The organism is Reyranella sp. (assembly GCF_044224635.1).
Lineage (GTDB): Bacteria > Pseudomonadota > Alphaproteobacteria > Reyranellales > Reyranellaceae > Reyranella.
The window spans coordinates 51943-74371 of the sequence record NZ_JBGAKA010000002.1; the positions used below are offsets into that span (position 1 = coordinate 51943).

21 protein-coding genes are annotated in these 22429 nt (G+C 66.2%); 9 read left to right on the top strand and 12 right to left on the bottom strand.

Annotation, left to right across the window (positions count from 1 at the left end; translation table 11 throughout):
- Positions 1-32: 32 nt before the first annotated feature.
- From ACILR9_RS02030 to ACILR9_RS02045, 4 genes are all read left to right on the top strand, one after another.
- Positions 33-800, top strand: coding sequence for an alpha/beta fold hydrolase (locus tag ACILR9_RS02030; RefSeq protein ID WP_395708216.1), 768 nt, complete (start codon positions 33-35; stop codon positions 798-800).
- An 11-nt stretch (positions 801-811) separates the two neighbouring features.
- Positions 812-1876 carry a ketopantoate reductase family protein gene (locus ACILR9_RS02035; protein WP_395708217.1) on the top strand — a complete coding sequence of 355 codons (1065 nt, stop codon included), beginning with the start codon at positions 812-814 and terminating at the stop codon, positions 1874-1876.
- 245 nt (positions 1877-2121) lie between these two features.
- Positions 2122-2607 carry an antitoxin Xre/MbcA/ParS toxin-binding domain-containing protein gene (locus ACILR9_RS02040; protein WP_395708218.1) on the top strand — a complete coding sequence of 162 codons (486 nt, stop codon included), beginning with the start codon at positions 2122-2124 and terminating at the stop codon, positions 2605-2607.
- The gene (locus ACILR9_RS02045; protein ID WP_395708219.1) at positions 2604-3116 is read left to right on the top strand and encodes an RES family NAD+ phosphorylase; all 513 of its coding nucleotides are present in this window, start codon (positions 2604-2606) and stop codon (positions 3114-3116) included. Before ACILR9_RS02040 ends, ACILR9_RS02045 begins: the two co-directional genes overlap by 4 nt.
- A 26-nt stretch (positions 3117-3142) precedes the next feature.
- Here ACILR9_RS02045 and ACILR9_RS02050 read toward each other — a convergent pair whose 3' ends face one another.
- The 9 genes from ACILR9_RS02050 to ACILR9_RS02090 form a co-directional block, all read right to left on the bottom strand.
- Entirely contained in the window at positions 3143-3559 is a 417-nt protein-coding gene (locus ACILR9_RS02050) for a hypothetical protein (RefSeq protein WP_395708220.1), read from the bottom strand.
- Positions 3560-3854: 295 nt separating this feature from the next.
- Positions 3855-5471, bottom strand: a complete 1617-nt coding sequence (locus tag ACILR9_RS02055) for a GMC family oxidoreductase (protein WP_395708221.1) — start codon at positions 5469-5471, stop codon at positions 3855-3857.
- A 184-nt stretch (positions 5472-5655) separates the two neighbouring features.
- Entirely contained in the window at positions 5656-6639 is a 984-nt protein-coding gene (locus ACILR9_RS02060) for an ABC transporter ATP-binding protein (RefSeq protein WP_395708222.1), read from the bottom strand.
- A 210-nt stretch (positions 6640-6849) separates the two neighbouring features.
- Positions 6850-7839, bottom strand: coding sequence for an ABC transporter ATP-binding protein (locus tag ACILR9_RS02065; protein ID WP_395708223.1), 990 nt, complete (start codon positions 7837-7839; stop codon positions 6850-6852).
- A 13-nt stretch (positions 7840-7852) separates the two neighbouring features.
- Complete coding sequence (locus tag ACILR9_RS02070) at positions 7853-8746, bottom strand: ABC transporter permease (RefSeq protein ID WP_395708224.1); 894 nt, start codon at positions 8744-8746, stop codon at positions 7853-7855.
- 69 nt (positions 8747-8815) lie between these two features.
- On the bottom strand, positions 8816-9763 hold the full coding sequence (locus ACILR9_RS02075; protein ID WP_395708225.1) for an ABC transporter permease: 948 nt from the start codon (positions 9761-9763) through the stop codon (positions 8816-8818).
- 230 nt (positions 9764-9993) lie between these two features.
- Positions 9994-11595 carry an ABC transporter substrate-binding protein gene (locus tag ACILR9_RS02080; RefSeq protein WP_395708226.1) on the bottom strand — a complete coding sequence of 534 codons (1602 nt, stop codon included), beginning with the start codon at positions 11593-11595 and terminating at the stop codon, positions 9994-9996.
- 341 nt (positions 11596-11936) lie between these two features.
- The gene (locus ACILR9_RS02085) at positions 11937-13535 is read right to left on the bottom strand and encodes an ABC transporter substrate-binding protein (protein WP_395708227.1); all 1599 of its coding nucleotides are present in this window, start codon (positions 13533-13535) and stop codon (positions 11937-11939) included.
- 131 nt (positions 13536-13666) lie between these two features.
- A complete protein-coding gene (locus ACILR9_RS02090; protein ID WP_395708228.1) occupies positions 13667-14044 on the bottom strand; it encodes a VOC family protein in 378 nt (125 codons plus the stop codon).
- A 39-nt stretch (positions 14045-14083) separates the two neighbouring features.
- Between ACILR9_RS02090 and ACILR9_RS02095 the strand changes: the two genes are divergently transcribed.
- Entirely contained in the window at positions 14084-14869 is a 786-nt protein-coding gene (locus tag ACILR9_RS02095) for an HpcH/HpaI aldolase/citrate lyase family protein (RefSeq protein WP_395708229.1), read from the top strand.
- Between the two features lie 138 nt (positions 14870-15007).
- On the opposite strand, the gene ACILR9_RS02100 is transcribed toward ACILR9_RS02095, so the two are convergent.
- Positions 15008-15319 carry a GIY-YIG nuclease family protein gene (locus ACILR9_RS02100; protein WP_395708230.1) on the bottom strand — a complete coding sequence of 104 codons (312 nt, stop codon included), beginning with the start codon at positions 15317-15319 and terminating at the stop codon, positions 15008-15010.
- Between the two features lie 167 nt (positions 15320-15486).
- Positions 15487-17139, bottom strand: a complete 1653-nt coding sequence (locus ACILR9_RS02105; RefSeq protein WP_395708231.1) for a thiamine pyrophosphate-binding protein — start codon at positions 17137-17139, stop codon at positions 15487-15489.
- Between the two features lie 56 nt (positions 17140-17195).
- Between ACILR9_RS02105 and ACILR9_RS02110 the strand changes: the two genes are divergently transcribed.
- The 4 genes from ACILR9_RS02110 to ACILR9_RS02125 all read left to right on the top strand — a co-directional run bounded on the left by ACILR9_RS02110 (position 17196) and on the right by ACILR9_RS02125 (position 21305).
- Complete coding sequence (locus ACILR9_RS02110) at positions 17196-18680, top strand: FAD/NAD(P)-binding protein (RefSeq protein WP_395708232.1); 1485 nt, start codon at positions 17196-17198, stop codon at positions 18678-18680.
- A 219-nt stretch (positions 18681-18899) separates the two neighbouring features.
- The gene (locus ACILR9_RS02115) at positions 18900-20492 is read left to right on the top strand and encodes a GMC family oxidoreductase (RefSeq protein WP_395708233.1); all 1593 of its coding nucleotides are present in this window, start codon (positions 18900-18902) and stop codon (positions 20490-20492) included.
- A gap of 151 nt (positions 20493-20643) precedes the next feature.
- Positions 20644-20889 (top strand): type II toxin-antitoxin system VapB family antitoxin, encoded by a 246-nt coding sequence (locus ACILR9_RS02120; RefSeq protein WP_395708234.1) that lies wholly within the window; start codon positions 20644-20646, stop codon positions 20887-20889.
- Positions 20889-21305 (top strand): type II toxin-antitoxin system VapC family toxin, encoded by a 417-nt coding sequence (locus tag ACILR9_RS02125; RefSeq protein ID WP_395708235.1) that lies wholly within the window; start codon positions 20889-20891, stop codon positions 21303-21305. The genes ACILR9_RS02120 and ACILR9_RS02125 overlap by 1 nt, the downstream gene beginning before the upstream one ends.
- Before the next feature lie 124 nt (positions 21306-21429).
- Here the strand turns inward: ACILR9_RS02125 and ACILR9_RS02130 are convergent, their stop codons facing one another.
- On the bottom strand, positions 21430-22398 hold the full coding sequence (locus ACILR9_RS02130) for an ABC transporter substrate-binding protein (protein WP_395708236.1): 969 nt from the start codon (positions 22396-22398) through the stop codon (positions 21430-21432).
- Positions 22399-22429 lie beyond the last annotated feature (31 nt).

Sequence of the window (22429 nt, forward strand, 5' to 3'; positions counted from 1 at the left end):
TTTGCTGGGGAGGAGTGAACAACGGAGGAACCATGCCCAAGCTCGATCGTGACGGAGTCGGTATCCACTACGAGATCCACGGCACTACCGGCCCCGTGCTGCTGCTGAGCCACGGCTACAGCTCGACGGCGCGCATGTGGGACGGCCAGATCGCCGCGCTGAAGGATCGCTACCGGGTGATCGTGTGGGACATGCGCGGGCATGGCGAGACCGACTATCCGACCGACCAGAGCCGCTATTCCGAGGCGCTCACCGTGGGCGACATGAAGGCGCTGGTCGATCTCGCCGGCGCCGGCAAGGCGATCATCGCCGGCCTGTCGCTGGGCGGCTACATGTCGCTCGCCTTCACCGCCAGCCATCCCGAGCGGGTGCGCGCGCTGATGCTGTTCGACACCGGCCCGGGCTTCAAGAAGGACGAGGCGCGCGCCAAGTGGAACGAGACGGCCAGGCAGCGTGCAGCCACTCTCGAGGCCAAGGGGCTGGCGGCGCTCAATTCATCCGATGAGGTCAAGCTGACGCGCCATCGCGACGCCTCGGGCCTCGCCCGCGCCGCGCTGGGCATGCTGGCCCAGGACAACGACCGGGTGATCCAGTCGCTCGACAAGGTCGCCGTGCCGACCCTGGTGCTGGTCGGCGCCAACGACACCAACTTCCTGGCCGCCACGGATTACATGGCGGCGAAGATCAAGGGCGCGACCAAGGTGGTCATTCCCGATGCCGGCCATGCGGCCAACCTGCATCAACCTGAATTGTTCAACAAGGCGGTCGAGGCGTTCCTCGCCACGCTGCCGGCAGCCTGAAGGAGGAGAAGATGGGCAAACGGATTGCGATCGTCGGCGTCGGCGCGCTGGGCGGTTATGTCGGCGGCTGGCTCGCCCATACGGGCGAGGACGTCACCCTGATCGATTTCTGGCCGGAGAACATCGAGACCATCCGCAGGAACGGGCTGGAGCTCGACGGCGTCACGCCGGAAGAGAAGATCACGGTCAAGAACGCCAAGACCATGCATCTCACCGAGATGCAGGACCTGTCGCGCCAGAGGCCGATCGACATCGCCTTCGTCTCGATGAAGTCCTACGACACCGAATGGGCGACGGCGCTGATCAAGCAGTACCTGGCGCCCGACGGCTTCGTCGTGTCGCTGCAGAACTGCCTGAACGAGGAGCGCATCGCCAATGTCGTCGGCTGGGGCAAGACGGTGGGCATGGTGGCCTCGCTGATCTCGGTCGACATGTTCGAGCCCGCCCGCATCCGCCGCACCGTCGCCAAGGGCGGCGACAAGCACACCGTGTTCCGGGTCGGCGAGGTGCATGGCCGCATCACCAGCCGCGTCGAGGCGCTGCGTGACATGGTGGGCCGCATCGACAGCGCCAAGACGACGACCAACCTGTGGGGCGAGCGCTGGTCCAAGCTCTGCCAGAACGGCATGAAGAACGGCGTGTCGGCGGCGACCGGCCTGACCGGCAGCGATTGCGACCGCAACGACGCCATCCGCCGCTTCTCGATCAAGCTCGGCGGCGAGGCGGTGCGGGTCGGCCAGGCGCTCGGCTACCACATCGAGAAGATCGGCAAGTTCGAGCCCGAGACGCTGGCCAAGGCGTCGGAGGGCGACAAGGAGGCGCTCGACGAGGTCGAGGCCATCCTGCGCCCCGGCTCCAACACCAACCCCAACCCGCGCGCCGACATCCAGCGCCCGTCGATGGCCCAGGACATCCGCAAGGGCCGCCGCACCGAGATCGAGTTCATGAACGGCTACATCGCCGAGCGCGGCAATTACATCGGCGTGCCCGCCCCGACCCACGCCAAGCTGACCGAGATCGTGAAGAAGGTCGAACGCCAGGAGGTCAAGGCCGCCCCGGCGCTGCTGGGCGGGTGAATGCGCTTCGCCTCCCCAGCTTTGCTGGGGAGGTGTCGCCGTCTTACGGCGACGGAGGGGTCATGAGCAGCGGGACTCGGGCTTCTGACCCCTCCGTCCGCGAAGACGCGGACACCTCCCCAGCGAAGCTGGGAAGGAGACGTGAAAGTTAAGTTGGCGCCTATGAATGGCGCGCTCCCAGCGTCAGGCACTTGAAGTCTTCGCGTCAGATGTCATATTTTTTGTGACATCTGACGGAGACCCGATTGGCCAGACAGCCCGAACGCACCCCGCAAGCAACCGATGAGCAGAGGCTCGAGCGGATCGTCGACCTGTTGGGCGGCGAGCGTGTTTTCCGTCGCCGCCTGCGGACGCCGCTCGACGCCCACGAACAGCTGTTGAAGGGCCTGCCGGGCAGATCGCTGGGCTATTTCCTCGACAATCTCCGCGTCCTGCGCTGGGAAGAATCGGTCGAGAAGGCCATCGGCATGAGCCTGCGTACCTTCCAGCGCCGAAAGGATGGAGGGGCGAAACCGCTCAGCAACGAGCAAAGCGGGCGAACCTGGAAGTTCGCGGAGATTCTGGCCAAGGCGACATCGATCTTCGGATCGCAGGAAGAGGCCGAGCAATGGCTTGCCCGGCCTGCAATGGGGCTGGATGGACATCGCCCGCTCGATCTTCTCGCCACACCGGCCGGCGTGGAGCTGGTCGAGGATTTTCTCGAACGACTCGACTATGGCGTCTACGCGTGACTCCCCTGCCGGCGGCTCTGGGCGGCAGCGATCTCGTTGCCTGGCGCCTCGACCAGGCGAAGTTTGCGATGACGTGGGATTCCGGCGAGGGCGCCTACCGGGTCGGCGGTCGCTGGAACCGCAGAGGGGTGCGGGCAGTATACTGCTCCGTCGACCCGGCGACGGCGATTCTGGAGGTTGCCGTTCACAAGGGGTTCAGGGCGCTGGATACGGTTGCGCACGTCCTCACGGCGCTCATCGTTCTCGACCCGGCGGCCGTCCATGTCGTCCATCCCGAGGCGATTCCGAATGCCAACTGGCTGAGGCCGGGGATTCCGAGCGCAGGGCAGCAGGAGTTCGGCAGCCTCCTGCTCAGCCAGCATCCCTTCATTCTCTTGCCAAGCGTGGTCTCGACGCGCAGCTGGAATCTGGTCTTCGATCCGATCCGGTCAAAGGATGCCTACGTGCGGCGATTGCAGGAGGATTTCGCTCTCGATACGAGGCTCCATCCTCCTGCCGACAGTCGATAGCCTGCCAACCGCCTGGTCGGCGGCGCTCAGTTCACATAAAGCCCATACGCCTCCGGATCGCCCCAGGCGTCCCAGTCCAGCGAGTTCACCTCGGCGGTCGGCCAGTAGGGGTCGTCCTGCAGCGAGTTGTCGACGACCCGGCCCTCGAGCAGCGAGTAGGCGTTTTTCAGGTAGGTGCTGCGCGCCGCGCTGTTGCCGACGTAGAGGCAATTGCAGTAGTCGCGATCGGGATAGACCCAGACGGCCTTGCCCTTGTAGGTGGTGCGCGTGAGCTGATGCGGCGTCATGCCCGAGAACGACGTCTGCTGTGCCGACGTCTTGACCGGGATCGCCTTGAAGCCGGCCTGCTGCAGCATCTGCTCGTTGCTCGGCGGCGTACTCGAGCAGGCGAGCAGGGCAGCGCCCAGACCCGTGGCGACGACAAACGACCTGAACACTCTCATCGGTATCCCCCGTTGCGCTGGTGAAGCCCCGGTTCCGTGGCCTCCCCTCCCCTGTTCCACCAAGACATTCGCCTATGGGCGCTCTCTCATTTTCCTCCCCAAGCGTAGCTTGGGGAGGTGTCGCCGTCTTCGGCGACGGAGGGGTCATGAGCCGCAAGACTGAGGCTCATGACCCCTCCGCCCCGTATGACGGGGCACCTCCCCAGCGATGAGCGCGTTCGCTTCGCGAGCCGCGCAAGAGCTGGGGAGGGGAGTGAAAGGCGCGCCATATGCGAATGCCCTGTCTTTTCCGCGCTCAGGCCGCCTGCTTGAGGCCGGCCCGGGCGTCTTCCTTGATCATGTCGGCGCCCTTCTCGGCCACCATGATGGTGGGGGCGTTGGTGTTGCCCGACGGCTCGGTCGGCATGATCGAGGCGTCGATCACGCGCAGGCCGGCGATGCCGTGCACGCGCAGCCGGTCGTCGACCGCCGCCATCGGATCGCTGCCCATCTTGCAGGTGCCGGTAACGTGGTAGGTCGTCTGGCCGTTGCGGCGGGCGAAGTCGAGCCATTCGTCGTAGGTGTTGACGTCCTTGCCCGGGTTGTTCTCGAAGGCGATGTACTTCGCCATCGACGGATGCGAGACGATCTTGCGGGCGATCTGCATGCCGGCGACCGTGGTGTCGCGGTCGATCTGGGTCGACAGGAAATTCGGCCGGATCGCCGGTTCGACACCCGGCGTCGCCGACTTGATGTGGATCGAGCCGCGCGAATCGGGCCGGCACTGGCCGATCACCACGGTCATGCCGGGCTCCTTCTCGAGCAGCCGCTTCTGCGCCGTGTCGTAGCTGGCGTGCGCCATGTGGAACTGCATGTCGGGCGAATCGAGCCCGGGCCGCGTGCGCACGAAGCCGTAGACCACGCCCGCCGTGAGCGCCAGCGCGCCGCGCCCGGTGGCGTAGTACTTGATGACCTCCTTCACCAGGCTGAGGCCGCGGGTCTGCTCGTTGAGCGTGATCGGCTGCTTGACGCGCCAGTTCATGCGCGGCGCGAAGTGGTCGCCATAGTTCTCGCCGACGCCCTTGAGCTCGTGCTTCACCTCGATGCCGAGGCGGCGCAGCAGCTCGGGCTGGCCGATGCCGGAAAGCTCGAGCACGCCGGGCGATTGGACGGCGCCGCACGACACGACGACCTCGCGATTGACGCGTGCCTCGCGCGCTTGGCCGTGCACCGTGTAGGCCACACCGACGGCCCGCTTGCCCTCGAGGATGACCTTGCTCACCAGGGCGTCGGTCTCGATCGAGAGGTTGGGGCGGCTGCGCGCCGGGTCGAGGAAGGCACGCGCCGTCGACTGGCGCTTGCCGTTCTTCATCGTCACCTGGTAGTAGCCGAAGCCTTCCTGGTTGCCGTCGTTGTAGTCCTTGTTCTTCGGATAGCCGAGCGCCGCTGCAGCATCGATGAAGGCGTCGCACAGCTCGTGGGTCTCGCACATGTCGGCGACGTTCAGCAGGCCGCCCTTGCCGCGGCTGTCGTCGCCGCCGCGCTCGAAATGCTCCGACTTCTTGAAGTAGGGCAGGATCTGCGAGTACGACCAGCCGCGATTGCCGAGCTGGCCCCAGGTGTCGTAGTCGAGCGGCTGGCCGCGCACGTAGAGCATGCCGTTGATCGAGCTCGAGCCGCCCAAGGTGCGGCCGCGCGGGCAGGGGATGCGCCGGCCGTTGACGTTGTCCTCGGCCTCCATCTCGAAGTTCCAGTTGTAGCTCTTGTGATTGAGCAGCTTGGTGAAGCCGGCGGGGACGTCGATCCACATCGACTTGTCGGCCGGGCCCGCCTCGAGCAGCAGGACCTTGACCTTCGGATCCTCGCTCAGCCGGTTGGCCAGCACGCAGCCCGCCGAGCCGGCGCCCACGATTACATAATCCCAATCCGCCATGTCGCCCGTGACCTCCCGTTGGGGGAGTCATATCACAAGTTTCTCCTCCCTAGCGTCTTCGCTGGGGAGGTGTCGGCGTCTTACGCCGACGGAGGGGTCATGAGCACCATCACTGAGGCTCATGACCCCTCCGCCCGCGATTACGCGGACACCTCCCCAGCGAAGACGCTAGGGAGGAGAAGAGTCACCTCAAATGGCAGGACACCCGGTGGCCCGGGGCGATTTCGCGGAGCGGGGGCGACTCGACCTTGCAGCGGGCTACGGCGTAGGGGCAGCGGGTGTGGAAATGGCAGCCCGGCGGCGGCTTGACCGGGCTCGGCACGTCGCCTTGCAGAACCCGCTTCTGGCGGCGGATCGACGGGTCGGGGACCGGCACGGCCGACAGCAGGGCCTCGGTGTAGGGGTGCTGCGGCCGGGTGAAGATCGAGCGCGTGTCGGCATGCTCGACGATGCGGCCGAGATACATCACGGCGATCTGGTGACTGATATGTTCCACCACTGCGAGGTTGTGCGAGATGAACAGGTAGGAGAGCTGGCGCTCGCGCTGCAGGTCCTGCAGGAGGTTGATCACCTGGGCCTGGATCGAGACGTCGAGCGCCGACACCGGCTCGTCGCCGACGATCAGCTTGGGGCCCAGCGCCAGCGCGCGGGCGATGCCGATCCTCTGGCGCTGGCCGCCCGAGAACTGGTGCGGGTAGTTGGTCATCTGCGCCGGCCTGAGGCCAACGCGGGCAAACAGCGCCGCGACCTGCTCCTCGCGCTCGCGCTTGCTGGCGACGCCGTGCACCAGCAGCGGCTCGCCCACGATCTCGCCGGCAGTCATGCGCGGGTTGAGCGAGGAGAACGGGTCCTGGAAGATGATCTGCATCTGCCGGCGATAGGGCCGCATCTCGGCCTTGCCGAGCCGGGTGATGTCGGTGCCACCGACCTCGATCTTGCCCGAGGTCGGCTCGATCAGGCGCAGGACGGCGCGGCCGGCCGTGGTCTTGCCGCAGCCGCTCTCGCCCACCAGGCCCAGCGTCTCGCCGACGCCGATGGTGAAGCTGACGCCATCGACGGCGTAGACGTGGCCAACGGTGCGCCGCAGCAGGCCCTTGCGCACCGGGAAGTGCTTCTTGAGGTCGTCGACCTCGAGCACTGGGGCGTTGGCGAGGGTGGCAGCGGTCATGGAATGATCCTGCTGGGGGCGCGATGATCAATCTCCTCCCCAGCGAAGCTGGGGAGGTGTCGCCGTCTTACGGCGACGGAGGGGTCATGAGCCCCAGTCCCGTTGCTCATGACCCCTCCGTCCGCGAAGACGCGGACACCTCCCCAGCGAAGCTGGGGAGGAGGATCGAGGCGCCACTGGAGTGGCGCGGTCCCAGCGGAAGAGGACATCTCAACCATTGCTGTGCCAGCAGGCGGCCCAGTGGCCGGGCCGCTTCTCCTGGTAGGCCGGGCGCTCGCGCCGGCACAGATCGTCGGCACGCTCGCAGCGCGGCGCGAAGGCACAACCTTCCGGCAGGTCGAACAACGGCGGCACGATGCCGGGAATCTCCTGCAGGCGCTGGCCCACCCGCTCGACCTCGCCGCGCATCAGGTCGAGGCGCGGGATCGAGGCCAGCAGGCCCATGGTGTAGGGATGCATCGGCCGCGCGAACAGCTCGCCGACCTCGGCCTCCTCGACCTTGCGGCCGGCATACATGACGATGACCCGCCGCGCCGTCTCGGCGACGACGCCGAGATCGTGGGTGATCAGGATCACGGCGGCGCCGAACTCGCGCTGCAGCTCGACGATCAGCTCGAGGATCTGGGCCTGGATGGTGACGTCGAGCGCCGTCGTCGGCTCGTCGGCGATCAGCACCTTCGGGTTGCAGGCGAGCGCCATGGCGATCATGGCGCGCTGGCGCATGCCGCCCGACAGCTGGTGGGGATACTCCTTGGCGCGCTGCTTGGGCTCGGGGATACGCACCAGGTCGAGCATCTCGATGGCCCGCTTCAGCGCCTGCTTGCGATCCATGTCGCGGTGCAGGATCAGCGCCTCGGAGATCTGCTTGCCGATGGTCATCACCGGGTTGAGCGAGGTCATCGGCTCCTGGAAGATCATCGAGATGTCGTTGCCGCGCACGCCGCGCATCTCGTCTTCGCTGAGCTTCAGGAGATCGCGGCCGGCCAGCCGCACGGCGCCCGAGACGATGCGGCCCGGCGGATCGGGGATCAGGCGCATCAGCGACAGCGCCGTCATGCTCTTGCCGCAACCCGACTCGCCGACGATCGCCAGGGTCTCTCCCGAGGCGACCTGGAAATCGACGCCGTCGACCGCCTTGACGATGCCCTGCCGCGTGTAGAACCAGGTGCCGAGATCCTCGACCTCGAGAAGAGCCGTCATGAACGCTGGCCTCTCACGAGCGTTGCCGGGGATCGAGGATGTCGCGCAAGGCATCCCCCAGAAGGTTGGTGCCGAATACCGTCAGGCTGATGGCGACGCCCGGGAAGATCACCAGCCATGGCGCCGTGCGCACGTACTCGGCGGCCGATTCCGACAGCATGCGGCCCCACGACGGATAGGGCTCGGGGATGCCGAGGCCCAGGAAGGAGAGCGAGGCCTCGACCAGGATGGCCGAGCCGAGCTGGGCGGTGGCGAGCACGATCAGCGGCGCCAGGGTGTTGGGCAGCACGTGGCGGACAGCGATGCGCAGCTCGCCCATGCCGACCGCGCGCGCCGCCTCGACGAACGGCTGCTCGCGCAGCGACAGGGTGTTGGAGCGCACGATGCGGGCCACCGTCGGCACCAGCGGGATGGCGATGGCAATGATGGTGTTCTCGAGCGACGGTCCCAGCGCCGCCGCCATGACCAGGGCCATGACCAGGAGCGGCAGCGACTGCATGATGTCCAACAGGCGTTGCGTGAGGAGATCGAAAGAACCGCCGAGATAGCCGCTCATCAGGCCGATCGACACGCCCAGCACGCCGCCCAGCAGGGTGGCGCCGACGCCGACGGCGAGCGAGATGCGGGCGCCGAACACGATGCGGCTGAACATGTCGCGGCCCATGAAATCGGCGCCCAGCCAGAAGATGCGGCCGGGCGGGGCGAGCGAGGCCTTGGCGTCGGTCGATGTCGGGTCGAACGGCGCGATGAAATTGGCGAACACCGCGGTCAGCACGAAGACCAGCACGATGAACGCGCCGACCGCGCCCAGAGGATAGCGCCGGGCAAGGAAGGCGAGCTGGCCGCCCAGGCCGGTGACGTTGGCGCCGGCGCGGGCCAGCTCGGCATCATGGTCGATCGTTGTCATGACTCAGACCTCGATCTTTTGGGTTGTTGTCATGACTCAGACCTCGATCTTTTGGGTTGTGGTCATGGCTCAGTCCGCGAACTTGATGCGGGGGTCGAGGGCCATGTAGGCCATGTCGACCAGGAAATTCACCACGACCACCACGAAGGCGATCAGCATCACCAGGTTCTGCACGATCGGGTAATCGCGCCAGCGGATCGCCTCGACCAGGAAGCGGGCGACGCCCGGGATGTTGAACACGGTCTCGGTGACGATCAGGCCGCCCACCAAAAATGCCGCCTCGATGCCGACGATGGTGACGACCGGCAGCAGCGCATTGCGCAGCGCGTGGTCGTAATTGACCGACATCGTCGAGGCGCCCTTGGAGCGCGCCGTGCGGATGTAGTCCTGGCGCATCACCTCGAGCATCGACGAGCGGGTGAGCCGCATGATCAGCGCCGAACTTCGGAAACCCACGACCGCGGCGGGGATCGCCAGCAATCCCACCTCCTGCAGGAAGCTGCGCGGCTCGTTGGAATAGATCGGGATGGTGCCGAACCAGTGCACCGCCGCCATCAGCACCAGGAGGCCGAGCCAGAACGACGGCAGCGACAGGCCGCTGAGGCTGATGACGCGCAGCGAGTAGTCGAGGCCGGTGTTCTGGCGCACCGCGCTGATGACGCCGAACGGCACGCCGATCAGCACCGAGATGACCAGCGCCATGCCGGCGAGCTTGGCGCTGATCGGGATGCGCGGCGCGATCTCCTCGATCGCCGGCCGCTCCGAGACGTAGGCGAAGCCCAGATCGCCGCGCGACAGGCCGCCGATCCACTTGCCGTACTGCTCGATGATCGGCAGGTCGAGGCCGAGCTCCTTGGCGATCTTGGCCTTCTCCTTGGCATCGGCGATGCCGGCGGCATCGACCAGGATGTCGGAGATGTCGCCCGGCACCAGCCGCAGCATGACGAAGATCAGCACCGACATGCCGAACAGGGTGAGCGCCATCAGCAGCAGGCGTCGGACGAGGTAGGAGCCCATTGACTAGCCTCTCATTACCGAGAGCTCATATGCCTCCCCCGTCATACGGGGGAGGTGGCCCGCAGGGCCGGAGGGGGAAGGCCTCAGTCGAGACCTTTCCGATTCCGACGTCGAAATTTCATGAATCTCGACTGACGCTTCCCCCCTCCGCCCCGTATGACGGGGCACCTCCCCCGATGACGGGGGAGGGATTGGAGAAAGGGGATGGCGGCGGTGCATGGAGAGGGGCCCTACCGGTCGAGCCAGACGTCTTCGAAACGCCAGCCGTTGTATATGCTGTTGGTCTGCAGCAAGATGCCCTTGACCTGCGGCGTCCAGCAGGTGTTGGAGACGTTGTAGCCGATGATCGGCCGGGCGGTGTCGGCGGCCAGCTTGGCCTCGATCTCCCAAACGAGCTTCTTGCGCTTCTCGACATCGGCCTCGGCCGACTGCTGGTTGATCAGCTTGTCGATCTCGGGGTTCTTGTAGGCGGTGTAGTTGCGGTCCGAGGTCGAGTAGTAGTTCTCGTAGAACTGGACGTCGGGGTCGTCGACGCCGGCCCCGGTGAGGTTCATGCCCACCTGGTAGTCCTTGCGCTGGATCTTGTTGTACCAGACCGTGGTGTCGATCGGATCGAGCTCGCCGTCGATGTGAATCTTCTTCAGCTGGTCGATCAGGATCACCGCGGGATCGCGATAGATGGCGATGTTGCGTGTCGCCACCTTGATCTTGAGCGGCTTTTCGGCGCTGTAGCCCAGCCCTTCCATGATCTTGCGCGCCTCGGCGCGGCTCTTCTCGACGTCGGGCGAATGGCCGAGAATGCCGGGCAGCATCTCCTTGGGCATGCCCCAGTAGCCGGCCGGCGGCGGCAGCATGGTGGCGCCGTCGAGATCATGGCCCTGGCTCAGGATCTCGTGGAACGACTTGTTGTCGATCGCCAGCACCATGGCGCGGCGGACCTGCGGATTGTCGAACGGCGGCTTGTCGCGGTTGATCAGGATGTTGGAGCTGACGTTGGTCGGCCGCGCCTCGCACACCGCGTCGGGCTTCTGCGCCTTGACGTCCTTCAGCAGCGGGAAGGTGACGTCCGAATCGAACGTCATGTCGAACTCGCCGGCGGTGAAGCCCAGCATGCGCGTGCTGCGGTTGGGCACGATCTTCCAGTCGATGACGTCGAGATACGGCCGCCCCTTCTTCCAGTAGTCGGGATTGCGCACCAGCTTGATCGATTCGTTGCGCTTGAACTCGGCGACCTTGAACGGTCCGGTGCCGATCGGCTTGGAGCGCATGTCGCGGCCTGGCACGTGGCAGGCATAGACCGGCGAGTAGCCGGCCGCCAGCATCGACAGGAACGAGGGTTGCGGCCGGCCGAGCTTGAAGGTGACCTCGCTGTCGCCCTTGGTCGTCACTTCCTGCAGGTTGATGTACCAGACGCGGCGCGGGCTCTTGCGGATGATGTCGAGCTTGTCGTCGCCCTTGCCCATCACCGCGTCCCAGGTGCACTTGACGTCGGCGCTGGTGAACGGCTTGCCGTCGTGCCACTTGACGCCCTGGCGCAGCTTGAAGGTGAGCTGGGTCTTGTCGTCGTTCCACGCCCAGCTCTCGGCCAGCTCGGGCACGATGCCATCCGGGCTGTTGATCTTCTTTGCAGGGTCGAAGAACACGAGGTTGTTGAACACCGCCATGAAGGGCTGGTTGACCGAGATGGTCGCCTCCTCGTGGATCGAGGCGCTCGGCGGATTGTCGCGATGCGAGATCTTGAGGGTGCCGCCCTGCTTCTGGGCCAGCGCCGGCCCGGCCGCCGACATCAAGGCAACGCATGTCCCGGCCGCCAAAGCCACTATTGTACGCATACCGTCTACGTCCTCCCAGACACCACGCCGGCGGTCGCTCCGTTGTCCGGCGCGTTCGTTTGATTCCCCGTCGGCCGGGAGGCTAGCAGATAATGTGCAAGGGCCAAGGGCTAATGCGGCCGCGAGCCGCGATCCGGGCAGAGGGGCCTCTCAATTCGATCGGGTTTGCTTCCGCGAAGCGAGGAGTGGCCGCCCCCTGGTCTCCTCCCCAGCTTCGCTGGGGAGGTGCCCCATCATACGGGGCGGAGGGGTCAAGAGCCTCAGTCCCGCTGCTCATGACCCCTCCGTCACCGTAAGACGGTGACACCTCCCCAGCGAAGCCGGGGAGGGACATGAGCCCCTCACCGCTCCAGCCACACCTCCTCGAAGCGCCAGCCGTTGAAGATGCTGTTGTGCTGCAGCACCAGACCCTTGAACTGCGGTGTCCAGCAGGTGTTGGCGACGCCATAGCCGATCATCGGTCGGGCGGCATCATCGGCAAGTATGGTCTCGATCTCCCACACGATCTTCTTGCGCTTGCCGATGTCGGCCTCGGCCGATTGCAGGTCGATCAGCCGGTCGACCTCGGGATTGTTGTAGCCCGTGTAGTTGCGGTCCGACGTCGAATGATAGTTCTCGTAGAAATTGACATCGGGATCATCGACGCCCACGCCGGTGCGGTTCATGCCCACCGTGTAGTCCTTGCGCTGGATCTTGGCGTGCCAGACCGTGGTGTCGATCGTCTCGAGCTCGGCATCGATGTGGATCTTCTTGAACTGGTCGATCAGGATCACCGCCGCGTCGCGATAGCTCGGGATGTTGCGCGTCGACATCTTGATCTTGAGCGGCTTGGCGGGGCTGTAACCCAGCCCCTCCATGATCTGGCGCGCCTCGGAGCGGCTCTTCTCGACATCAGGAGCATGGCCGAGCAGCTTCGGCAGCATATCCTTGGGCATGCCCCAGAAGCCGGCCGGCGGCGGCAGCATGACGGCGCCGTCGAGATCGTTGCCCTGGCTCATGATGTCGGAGAATGCCTGGATGTCGATCGCCAGCACCATGGCGCGGCGGATCTGCGGGTTGTCGAACGGCGGCTTGTCGCGGTTGACCAGGATATTGCCGCTGACGCCGGTCGGCCGCGCCTCGCAGACCGCGTCGGGCTTCTGCGCCTTGACGTCCTTCAGCATCGGAAACGTGACATCCGAATCGAACGTCATGTCGAACTCGCCGGCAGTGAAGCCCAGCATGCGCGTGCTGCGGTTGGGCACGATCTTCCAGTCGATCGCGTCGAGCCAGGGACGCCCCTTCTTCCAGTAGTCGGGATTGCGCACCAGCCTGATCGATTCGTTGCGCTTGAACTCGACCACCTTGAAGGGGCCAGTGCCGATCGGCTTGGAGCGCATGTCGCGGCCCGGCACGTGGCAGGCATAGACCGGCGAATAGCCGCTCGCCAGCATCGACAGGAACGAGGGTTGCGGCCGGCCGAGCCTGAAGGTGACCTCGTGGTCGCCGTTGGTCGTCACCTCCTCGAGGTTGATGTACCAGATCTTGCGCGGGCTCTTGCGGATGATGTCGAGCTTCTCGTCGCCCTTGCCGCGCACCGAATCCCAGGTGCACTTGACGTCGGCGCTGGTGAACGGCTTGCCGTCGTGCCATTTCACGCCCTGGCGCAGCTTGAAGGTGAGCCGGGTCTTGTCGTCGTTCCACGACCAGCTCTCCGCGAGCTCGGGCACGATGCTGTCTGGCGCGTTGATCTTCTGGTTGGGATCGAAGAAGACGAGATTGTTGAACACCGCCATGAAGGGCTGGTTGACCGAGATGGTCGCCTCGTCGTGGATCGAGGCGCTGGGCGGATTGTCGCGATGAGAAATCCTGAGGGTACCGCCCTGCTTCTGGGCGAATGACGGCGCCGCCGACATCACGGCGGCGATGGTCGCGGCCAACACGGCCACCCGGTTGCGCATGAACGCTCCTCCCAGACGGCACGCCCTTGCCGACGTCGTCGGCCGGCGTGGTGTTCGTTACCCGTGACCCGGGAGGCTAGCAGATAGTGTGCAACGGCCAAGGGCCAAAGCGGCGGCGAGCCCCCTGCGTCCTAAGCCGCCGGCCCCTTGAGCTCGATCTGGTTGCCCTCCGGGTCGTGGAAATAGACCGACGGGCCGGTGCCCTCGGCGCCATAGCGCTGGAAGGTCTCGCCGACCGAGATCCCGAGCGGGCCGAGGCGGGCCTCGATCGCCGCCCGGTCGAACGGCTCGATCCGGAAGCACAGATGGTCCATGTTGGGCGCCGCGGATTTGGCGTCGCTCAGGACCAGGTCGAGCATCGAGGCGCCGGCGCGCATCTGCACCAGGTTGAGGCGGTCGAGGCGGCGCTCGACGTTGAAGCCCAGCGCCTGCTCGTAGAAGCGGACCATGGCCGGCAGATCGTTGACCCGCAAAACGACGTGATCGATTCGTTCGACATGGAAGGTCATGGCGTCTAGCCTGTCGCAAAACGAGGTGGAGGAGAGAGCATGGCGCAGGCGATCAACGCCGCCAAGGCACGATTGCGCAAGAATGAGCTGGCATTGGGCATCGGCATCCGCCTGGTGCGCAACGTCGACATCATCAAGGTCATGAAGTCGGCCGGCTTCGACTGGCTGTTCCTCGATCTCGAGCACGGCGTCATGTCGATCGAGACGGCCTGCGAGATCGCCGTGGCGTCGCAGGATTCCGGCATCGCGCCGATCGTGCGGGTGCCCTACGGCGAGCTCACCATGGCGACCCGGGTGCTCGACGGCGGCGCCCTGGGCGTCGTCATCCCGCACGTCGACACGGCCGAGGAGGCCAAGGAGATCGCCGACAAGCTGCGCTACCCGCCGCGCGGCCATCGCTCGGTGGGCGGCGGCCAGGCGCAGTTCGACTACACCCCGATGCCGCTCGGCGAGATGACCAAGGCGATGGACGACAACACCCTGGTCACGGTGATGATCGAGACGCCCAAGGCGGTCGAGAACGCCGAGGCGATCGCGGCCGTGCCGGGCATCGACTGCCTGCTGATGGGCTCGAGCGATCTCTCGATGGAGCTCGGCATCCCGGGCGAGAACGGCCATCCCAAGATCCAGGCCGCCGCCGACAAGCTGGTCGCCGCCTGCACCAAGCACGGCAAATGGGCCGGCATGGGCGGCGCCTACGGCGAAGACCTGCTGAAGATGTATATCGGCAAGGGCATGAAGCTGGTGCTCGCCGGCAACGACCTCCCCATGCTGACCGGCGCCGCCCGCGCCCACCAGGCCAAGGTACGCGCGCTCGCGGGGTGAGGGTCTGCCCCCTCGTCAAGGGGACCTCAGCCCCAGGCTGAGCCGCTCTCTCTTGTCATCCTGAGCGTAGCGAAGGATCTCATCGCCGCTTGCTGCGGTGTGTTTGGCGACCTCTGGCGATGAGATCCTTCGCTACGCTCAGGATGACAGAGGTGCGCGTGGATCCTCAGGCATCAAGTCGCTCCAATCCGGATTGGCGGCGCGGACCAGCTCATTCTTGCGGATTCGCTTCCATCCCTTGAGCTGCTTCTCTCGGGTGATGGCGTCCGTGGGATTTTCGTACTCCTCGGCATAGACCAAGCGGGTCACCCGATACTTCTGCGCAAATTCGCTTCCCGCTCCCGAGCGATGCTCGAAGACACGCCGGCCCAGATCGTTCGTCACGCCGATGTACATGGTGCTGAGGGAATTGCTCGTCATGATGTAGACGAAGTAGCGACGGTCGCCCATGGCTCACCGATGTCGTGCTGGGCGAAGCGAAACATCTCCAGCCGTCGGTTGCAAGTCCTCTCTAAGTCTCCCCCCAAGGTACATTAACCGCCGAGCAAGCGGCGATGAGATCCTTCGCTGCGCTCAGGATGACAAGAGGGGGGCGCGCTCCTTCGGCGACAGCGAGGTCAGCGCTTCCCTTCGATCTCGATCTCGATCAGATGCGGCTTGCCTGATCTGAAGGCGTCGGCGATGGCGCCCTGGATATCGTCGGCTTTCGTCACGTGGGTGCCGGCGACGCCCATGCCCTTGGCCATGTCGACGAAACCCAGCATCGGGCCCGTCAGATCCATGTGCATGTAGGGCTTGTTGGACTTCACATCGAAGCGCTGGCGGTAGGCGTCGATGTTGTGCTTCAGCACGCGGTACTCGCGGTTGGCGAGGATCACGAACACGATCGGCAGGTCGTGATGCGCCGCGGTCCACAGTGCCTGGATCGAGTACATCGACGAGCCGTCGCCCGACACGCAGAGCACCGGGCGCTTCGGCTCGGCCACCGCCACGCCGATCGCGCCGGCGACGCCCTGGCCGATGCCGCCGCCGCGGCCGCTGAAATAGTCCATCGGGCCGTCGAAGCTGAAGGTCTTGAACAGGTCGAGGTTGGCCGTGATGGTCTCGTCGACCACGATCGCCTCGGCCGGCGCACCGGCGCGGATCTCGGCCATGGCACGCGCCATCGAGGTCGGCGTGCGCGCCCACGCCTTCTCGACGCGCGCCTTCTGCCCCGCCGCCTCGGCCTGCTTCTGCGCCTCGAGCTGATTCATCCGCACCCTGGCGACCGCGGCGCTGAACCCGCCGACGGCGTGGACCAGGGCCTCCAGGGCTGCGCCGACATCGGCGATCACGCCGGCGTCGAGCGCGAAATTGTAGGCGAGCCTCGCCGGCGCCGATTCGATCTGCAGCACCTTGCAGCCCGCCGGGAAGGGCGAGCCCGGCGCGTACCACACTTCCTCGAAGAACGGCCCGCCGACCATCAGCACAAGGTCGTTGCCGGCGAGCTGGCGGGCGAGGCCGGGCGCATCGAAGGCAAGCGTGCCGCGCCACGCCGGGTGCTCGGTCGGGAAACTGTTGCGTCCGCGCAGGCCCTCGAACCACACCGCGGCGCCGATGCGATTGACCAGCGACACCAGCGCCCCGTCGGCGCCGGCGCGGGCGATCTCGTCGCCGGCAACGATGGCCGGGGTCTTCGCCGTCCGGAGCAGCTCCGCCATCGCCGCGATGCCGGCCGGGTCGGGCTGGCTGCGGGCGAAGCTCTGCCCCGGCCTGCCGGGCGGCACGCTGGTCTCCTGCTCCATGACATTGATCGGCAGGGCGACGAACACCGGCCCGGCCGGCGCCTCGTTGGCGATCTTGAAGGCGCGCTGCAGGATCGGGCCGAGCTCGTCGGCGGTCTCGACCTGGACGCTCCACTTGGTGACCGGCGCCGCCATCGCCGCGAGGTCGTGGCCGAGCACCGGGTCGCGCAGGCGCAGCCGCGTGTCCTGCTGGCCCGCCGTCACCACCATGGCGGTGTTGTTCTTGAGCGCGCCGTAGATCATGCCGATGGCGTTGCCGAGGCCCGGCGCGACATGCAGGTTCACGAACGCGGTCTTGCCGCTCGCCTGGCCGTAAAAGTTCGCCGCGCCGACCGCCACCCCTTCGTGCAGGTGCACGACGTACTCGATCTGCGGATAGTCGTGCAGCGAATCGAGCAAGGGGCTCTCGGTGGTGCCGGGATTGCCGAAGATGCGGTCGACACCGTGCGCCGCCAGCGTTTCCATGAATACCTGCCGACCGCGCATGGCATTTTCTCCCTGGCATTGCCCTGCTATGGAACCTGCGAGGGGTGAGAGCACGCATGGTCGGTGTTGTCGAGGCAGATTCGAAAGCCAGCCGCGCTGCGGGATTGGCAGCGCTCGCCGATGCGGCACGCCACGATCTCGCCTGCCTCAACTATCCGCCGGCCAACTGGGTGCCCGAGCGCACCGGACCCGACGGCCGGCGCGTGCTCGATGTGCTGGTGGTCGGCGCCGGCATGTGCGGCCAGACCGTCGGCTGGGGCCTGCTGCGCGAGGGCATCCGCAACATCCGGGTGATCGAGCGCGCGCCGCACGGCAAGGAGGGGCCGTGGAACACCACGGCGCGCATGCCGATCCTGCGCTCGCCCAAGCACCTGACAGGGCCTGATCTTGGCATCCCCGCGCTCACCTTCCGCGCCTGGTACGAGGCGCAGCACGGGCGCGACGGCTGGGCCAGGCTCTACAAGATCGCCCGCCTCGACTGGCTGGACTACCTCTTGTGGGTGCGCGAGGTCGTCGGCCTGCCGGTCGAGAACGGCCTCGCCCTGCAGACGCTCGAGCCGGCCGGCGACCTGCTGCGCGCCCGGCTGTCCAACGGCGAGCTCGTGCATGCGCGCAAGGTCGTCATGGCCAATGGCCGTGACGGGGCAGGCGGCTTCCGCTGGCCGAGATTTCCATCGTTCGATCCGGCCGATCCGAAGCGCCGCGGCCTCGTCTTCCACACGCTGGAGGACATCGATTTCGACCGCCTGGCCGGCAAGCGCATCGGCGTTCTGGGCGTGCTGGCGACGGCAATCGACAATGCCGCGACCGCGCTCGAGGCCGGCGCGCGCGAAGCGATCTGCTATGCCCGCCGGCAGCACCTGCCCCAGGTCAACAAGTCCAAGGGCGTGTCGTTTCCCGGATTCCAGCGCGGCCAGGGCACGCTCGACGACGATTGGCGCTGGAAGATCTACACTTACATGCTGGCGGCCGGCTCGCCGCCGCCGCACGAATCGGTGCTGCGCGTGCAGAAATTGCCCGGCTTCTCGTTCCGCTTCGCCGAACCGTGGACCGACGTGATCGTCGAGCAGGACGGCGTCACGGTGAAGACGACCAAGGCCACGGAGCGCTTCGACGCGGTCCTGTTCGGGACCGGCTTCGATGTCGACCTGGCGCGCGTGAGCGAGCTCGCTGCCTTCGCCGCCAACGTCAAATCATGGGGCGATGTCCGCCCAGCCGCCGAGGCGGCGGCAAATCCGGAAGCAGCGCTCTATCCCTATCTCGGCCCGGGTTTCGAGATGCAGGAACGCACGCCGGATGCGACGCCGCGGCTCGGCGACATCCATCTCTTCAACTGGGGCAGCATCATGAGCCACGGCGCCCTGGCGGGCGACATCCCGGGACTCTTCATCGGTGCGACGCGCGTGGTCCAGGCGATCTCGCACGGCCTGTTCAAGGCCGACGCTGCCCGTCACGTGCAGAACATGTTCGAGCAGGAAGACCCCGAGCTCGCGCCCACCAACTACTTCGTGCCGCGCGACAAGCGCGTCGGGACGATCTGATGAATCATCGACGACGCCAATTTGAGCGAGCGGCGCCTACCTCCTCTGTCATCCTGAGCAAGGCGCGGTTTACCGCGCCGTTAGCGAAGGATCTCATCGCCAGAAGTGCCAGAGCACTCTCGTGGCCACCGGCGATGAGGTCCTTCACTTCGTTCAGGACGACAGAAGGGACGGGACGCGCGCGGTCCGGAAGAAAAAGAATATGAGGGAGTAGCGCACATGCAGGCAGATTACGTGGTCGTCGGGGCCGGTTCGGCAGGCTGCACCGTTGCCGCCCGACTGTCGGAGAGCGGGGCGTCGGTGATCCTGCTCGAGGCCGGGCCGAGCGACTGGTATCCGATGATCCATATCCCGGCCGGCATGCGCTCGCTGCTGCGCAACCCGCTGGTCAACTGGAACTACACGACCGAGCCGGAAAAGGGCTCGGGCGAGCGGCGCCTCGACTGGCCGCGCGGCCGCACCTTGGGCGGCTCGTCGTCGATCAACGGCATGCTCTACGTGCGCGGCGCGCCCGCCGACTTCGACGGCTGGGCGCAGATGGGCTGCCGCGGCTGGACCTACGACGAGGTGCTGCCCTACTTCATGAAGTCGGAGCACTACGTCCAGAAAGGCGACCCCGAGGTGCGCGGCCAAGGCGGGCCGCTCAAGGTCGAGGACTACCGCACCATCCTGCCGCTCACCCATCGCTTCGTCGAAGCCGCCCAGCAGGCGGGCTTCCCGTTCAATCCCGACCTCAATGGCAAGCAGCGCTACGGCGTCGGCTACTCGCAGATGACGCGGCGCGGCCGCTGGCGCGGCTCGACGGCGCAGACCTTCTTGCGCGAGGCGCGCGGCCGGCCCAACCTGCGGGTCGAGACCGATGCGCAGGGCGGCACGCTGCTGTTCGAGGGCAAGCGCTGCACCGGCGTCACCTTCCGGCGCGGCGGCAATCTCACCACGGTGCGCGCCAACCGCGAGGTCATCGTGTCGGGCGGCACGGTGAACTCGCCGCACATCCTGCAGATCTCCGGCGTCGGCCCGGCGGCGCACCTGCAGTCGCTCGGCATTCCCGTCGTGCACGACCTGCCGGGCGTCGGCTCGCACCTGATCGACCACTATGTGGTCCGTGTCGTCAATCGCGTGCAGGGCACGCCGACGGTGAACGAGCTGGCGCGCTTCCCCGGCGTGCTGCCCGAGATCGCGCGGTTCTTTCTCACGGGCAAGGGCGCGCTCACCTTCGGAGTCACCACGGCGCAGGTGTTCTGCGACAGCCGCGAGGGCCTCGCCTCGCCCGACCTGCAGCTGCTGTTCACGCCCGGCAGCACCAACACGCTGAAGTTCGGCCAGCTCGACGACAAGCCGGCGATGAGCTGCGTCGTCTGCGTGGTGAAGCCCGACTCGCGCGGGACCATCATGGCCGAGTCGGCCGATCCGTTCGCCCGCCCGGCGATCAGGCCCAACTACTTCACGACCCGCACCGACGAGCTGGCGCTGCTGAGCGGCGTGCGCCACGTGCGCCGCATCTTCGCCTCCCCGGCGCTGGCCCCGCACAGCCTGGGCGAGACCAGCCCCGGTCCCGACCTCAAGAGCGACGCCGAGCTGCTCGCCTACGCCCGCCGCGCCGGCAACACGCTCTACCACCCGGTCGGCACCTGCAAGATGGGCGAGGATCCGCGCGCCGTCGTCGACTCGCGCCTGCGCGTGCGTGGCGTGCAGGGCCTGCGCGTGATCGACGCCTCGGTGATGCCGACGCTCACCACCGGCAACACCAACGCGCCGACGATCATGATCGGCGAGAAGGGCGCGGCGATGATCCGGGAGGACGCGGCGTAGGCTGCATCCCGGTGTCAGCTTTCCCCAACTACAGCACTCCAGACAGAAAACCCAATCAAATCAGAGGCTTCCGTTCACCAATCTCCCCTTGCTGGGGAACTTGTCCCTATATATCTACTTGTGATATCCATATATCTCATGGAGATATCCAATGGCTCTCTTCATTCGAGATGCCGAGGTTGATGCGCTTGCAGAAGAGGTTCGCAGGCTCACCAAGGCGAAGACCAAAACCGAGGCCGTTCGCAGCGCTCTTCAAGCCCAACTGACGGCGGCGCGACGCAACCTGCCCCTCAGGGAGCGATTGGCGCGCGCCAAGGCGCTGGCCGATGCAGCGGGTCCGAGCGATCCGACTTTTGACATGAAAAAGTTCACCGACGAGATGTGGAACGAGAAGTAATGTTCCTCGATGCATCGGCGATCGTTTCCATTCTCGGTCGCGAATCCGGCTACGAGGAACTCGAGAAGCGACTGGCGGCAGCGCACGGACCGTTCTTCGTTTCCCCGTTGGTGAAATTCGAGGCCTCTGTCGCTCTTGCCCGTCAGAAATCGAAAGGCAGGAAGCCGTCTCCCGAACTCTTGAGACAGATGTCCAAAGCCGTCGAAGCATTTGCCGAAGACATCGCTGCGGATGAGATTGCGATCTCTGCGGAGGTCGGACGATTGGCGATGGAGGCCGGCGCACGCTACGGCAAGGCAGTCGGCCACGTCGCTGACCTCAACTTCGGAGATTGCTTCGCTTACGCATGCGCGAAGTCGCTCGGCGTGTCGCTCTTCTACAAGGGCAACGACTTCGCCAATACCGATCTTGCCTGATCAAACAGCTCACCGTGAGCTTGGCAATCGGGCCAACTGACGGAGCCAGCATTCGGTGGCGGGAGGCACGCCTCGCGAACGCGATGTGGGGGAGCAGGCCGCGCGCATCTCGCGGTCACGCAAGTCAAGAGATCACGTCGTCGGCACGGGACAGGAATGTGACAGGCAGCTCACGCCCGATCATCTTGGCTGTCTGCACGTTGGCGACCGTCTCGATCAGCGTCGGCCATTCCACCGGAATCTCGCCCGCTTTCGACCCTCTGGCGATGCGCTGCACGAATAGCGCGAGCTGGCCCGTCAGCGAGGCTATGTTCGGGCCATAGCTTGCAAGCCCGCCCACCTCGCAGAATTCGCGCCTCGGAAAGACGCTCGGAAGGCGCCGCTGCCTGGCATGCTCGGCGATCATCTTGCGGTTTGCAATGGTCACGGCGTCGGTGAAGCAGATCAGGGAGTCGCACGCCGCCGCCTCCGGGGCCGCCAGCGCTGCTTCCAGGCTGCCGCGGTCGTGCACCGGCCGCACCACCATCTCGAGACCGAGTTGCATTCCAGCCTTGAGCGTCAGGCTTCGCTCCTCTCGCTCGCCGGGATGATCGGGACTTTGCACCACCAGGGTGCGCCGCGCCTCCGGCGCGATCTCACGAAGAATCTCCAGCCGCTTGCCGACCAGCTCCCACATCATCTGGGAATTGCCGGTGGCATTGCCGCCGGGACGGGCGAGACTGCGAACGTACCCCGCAGCAACCGGATCGCCGCTGAACGAGAAGACGACCGGCACCTTGCGCTCGGCCTCGGGAACAACTCGTGTCGAAGCGCCGATGACCACCAGCACGTCGATGCCGTCGACCAGGAGCGAGTCGAGCAAGCCCGACAGCCGCGACAGGTCGGAATCCGCGAAGCGTGCCTTCAGCACGTAGTCGCGACCTTCCACCCAGGCGATCCGTGCGAGACCGCCGGCGAACTGCGCGAACGCCGATTCCGACGGGCTGCCGCTGCCAAGATACCCGATGCGGAACGGGTGGCCCGGGCGCTGGGCGAAAGCGGGTGCAACGGTGGCAATGCTCGCGGCCCCGAAGATGAGACTTCGACGCTTCAAGCGCCCGGCCAATTCGCTCGCGGGCAGCCTC

Coding starts and splice junctions, on each gene's coding strand:
- ACILR9_RS02100 (WP_395708230.1), bottom strand. CDS start 15,319: ATGGGCGACCGTCGCTACTTCGTCTACATCATGACGAGCAATTCCCTC.
- ACILR9_RS02095 (WP_395708229.1), top strand. CDS start 14,084: ATGGCGCAGGCGATCAACGCCGCCAAGGCACGATTGCGCAAGAATGAG.
- ACILR9_RS02085 (WP_395708227.1), bottom strand. CDS start 13,535: ATGCGCAACCGGGTGGCCGTGTTGGCCGCGACCATCGCCGCCGTGATG.
- ACILR9_RS02060 (WP_395708222.1), bottom strand. CDS start 6,639: ATGACCGCTGCCACCCTCGCCAACGCCCCAGTGCTCGAGGTCGACGAC.
- ACILR9_RS02090 (WP_395708228.1), bottom strand. CDS start 14,044: ATGACCTTCCATGTCGAACGAATCGATCACGTCGTTTTGCGGGTCAAC.
- ACILR9_RS02050 (WP_395708220.1), bottom strand. CDS start 3,559: ATGAGAGTGTTCAGGTCGTTTGTCGTCGCCACGGGTCTGGGCGCTGCC.
- ACILR9_RS02110 (WP_395708232.1), top strand. CDS start 17,196: ATGGTCGGTGTTGTCGAGGCAGATTCGAAAGCCAGCCGCGCTGCGGGA.
- ACILR9_RS02055 (WP_395708221.1), bottom strand. CDS start 5,471: ATGGCGGATTGGGATTATGTAATCGTGGGCGCCGGCTCGGCGGGCTGC.
- ACILR9_RS02125 (WP_395708235.1), top strand. CDS start 20,889: ATGTTCCTCGATGCATCGGCGATCGTTTCCATTCTCGGTCGCGAATCC.
- ACILR9_RS02030 (WP_395708216.1), top strand. CDS start 33: ATGCCCAAGCTCGATCGTGACGGAGTCGGTATCCACTACGAGATCCAC.
- ACILR9_RS02120 (WP_395708234.1), top strand. CDS start 20,644: ATGGCTCTCTTCATTCGAGATGCCGAGGTTGATGCGCTTGCAGAAGAG.
- ACILR9_RS02115 (WP_395708233.1), top strand. CDS start 18,900: ATGCAGGCAGATTACGTGGTCGTCGGGGCCGGTTCGGCAGGCTGCACC.
- ACILR9_RS02075 (WP_395708225.1), bottom strand. CDS start 9,763: ATGGGCTCCTACCTCGTCCGACGCCTGCTGCTGATGGCGCTCACCCTG.
- ACILR9_RS02105 (WP_395708231.1), bottom strand. CDS start 17,139: ATGCGCGGTCGGCAGGTATTCATGGAAACGCTGGCGGCGCACGGTGTC.
- ACILR9_RS02035 (WP_395708217.1), top strand. CDS start 812: ATGGGCAAACGGATTGCGATCGTCGGCGTCGGCGCGCTGGGCGGTTAT.
- ACILR9_RS02065 (WP_395708223.1), bottom strand. CDS start 7,839: ATGACGGCTCTTCTCGAGGTCGAGGATCTCGGCACCTGGTTCTACACG.
- ACILR9_RS02070 (WP_395708224.1), bottom strand. CDS start 8,746: ATGACAACGATCGACCATGATGCCGAGCTGGCCCGCGCCGGCGCCAAC.
- ACILR9_RS02080 (WP_395708226.1), bottom strand. CDS start 11,595: ATGCGTACAATAGTGGCTTTGGCGGCCGGGACATGCGTTGCCTTGATG.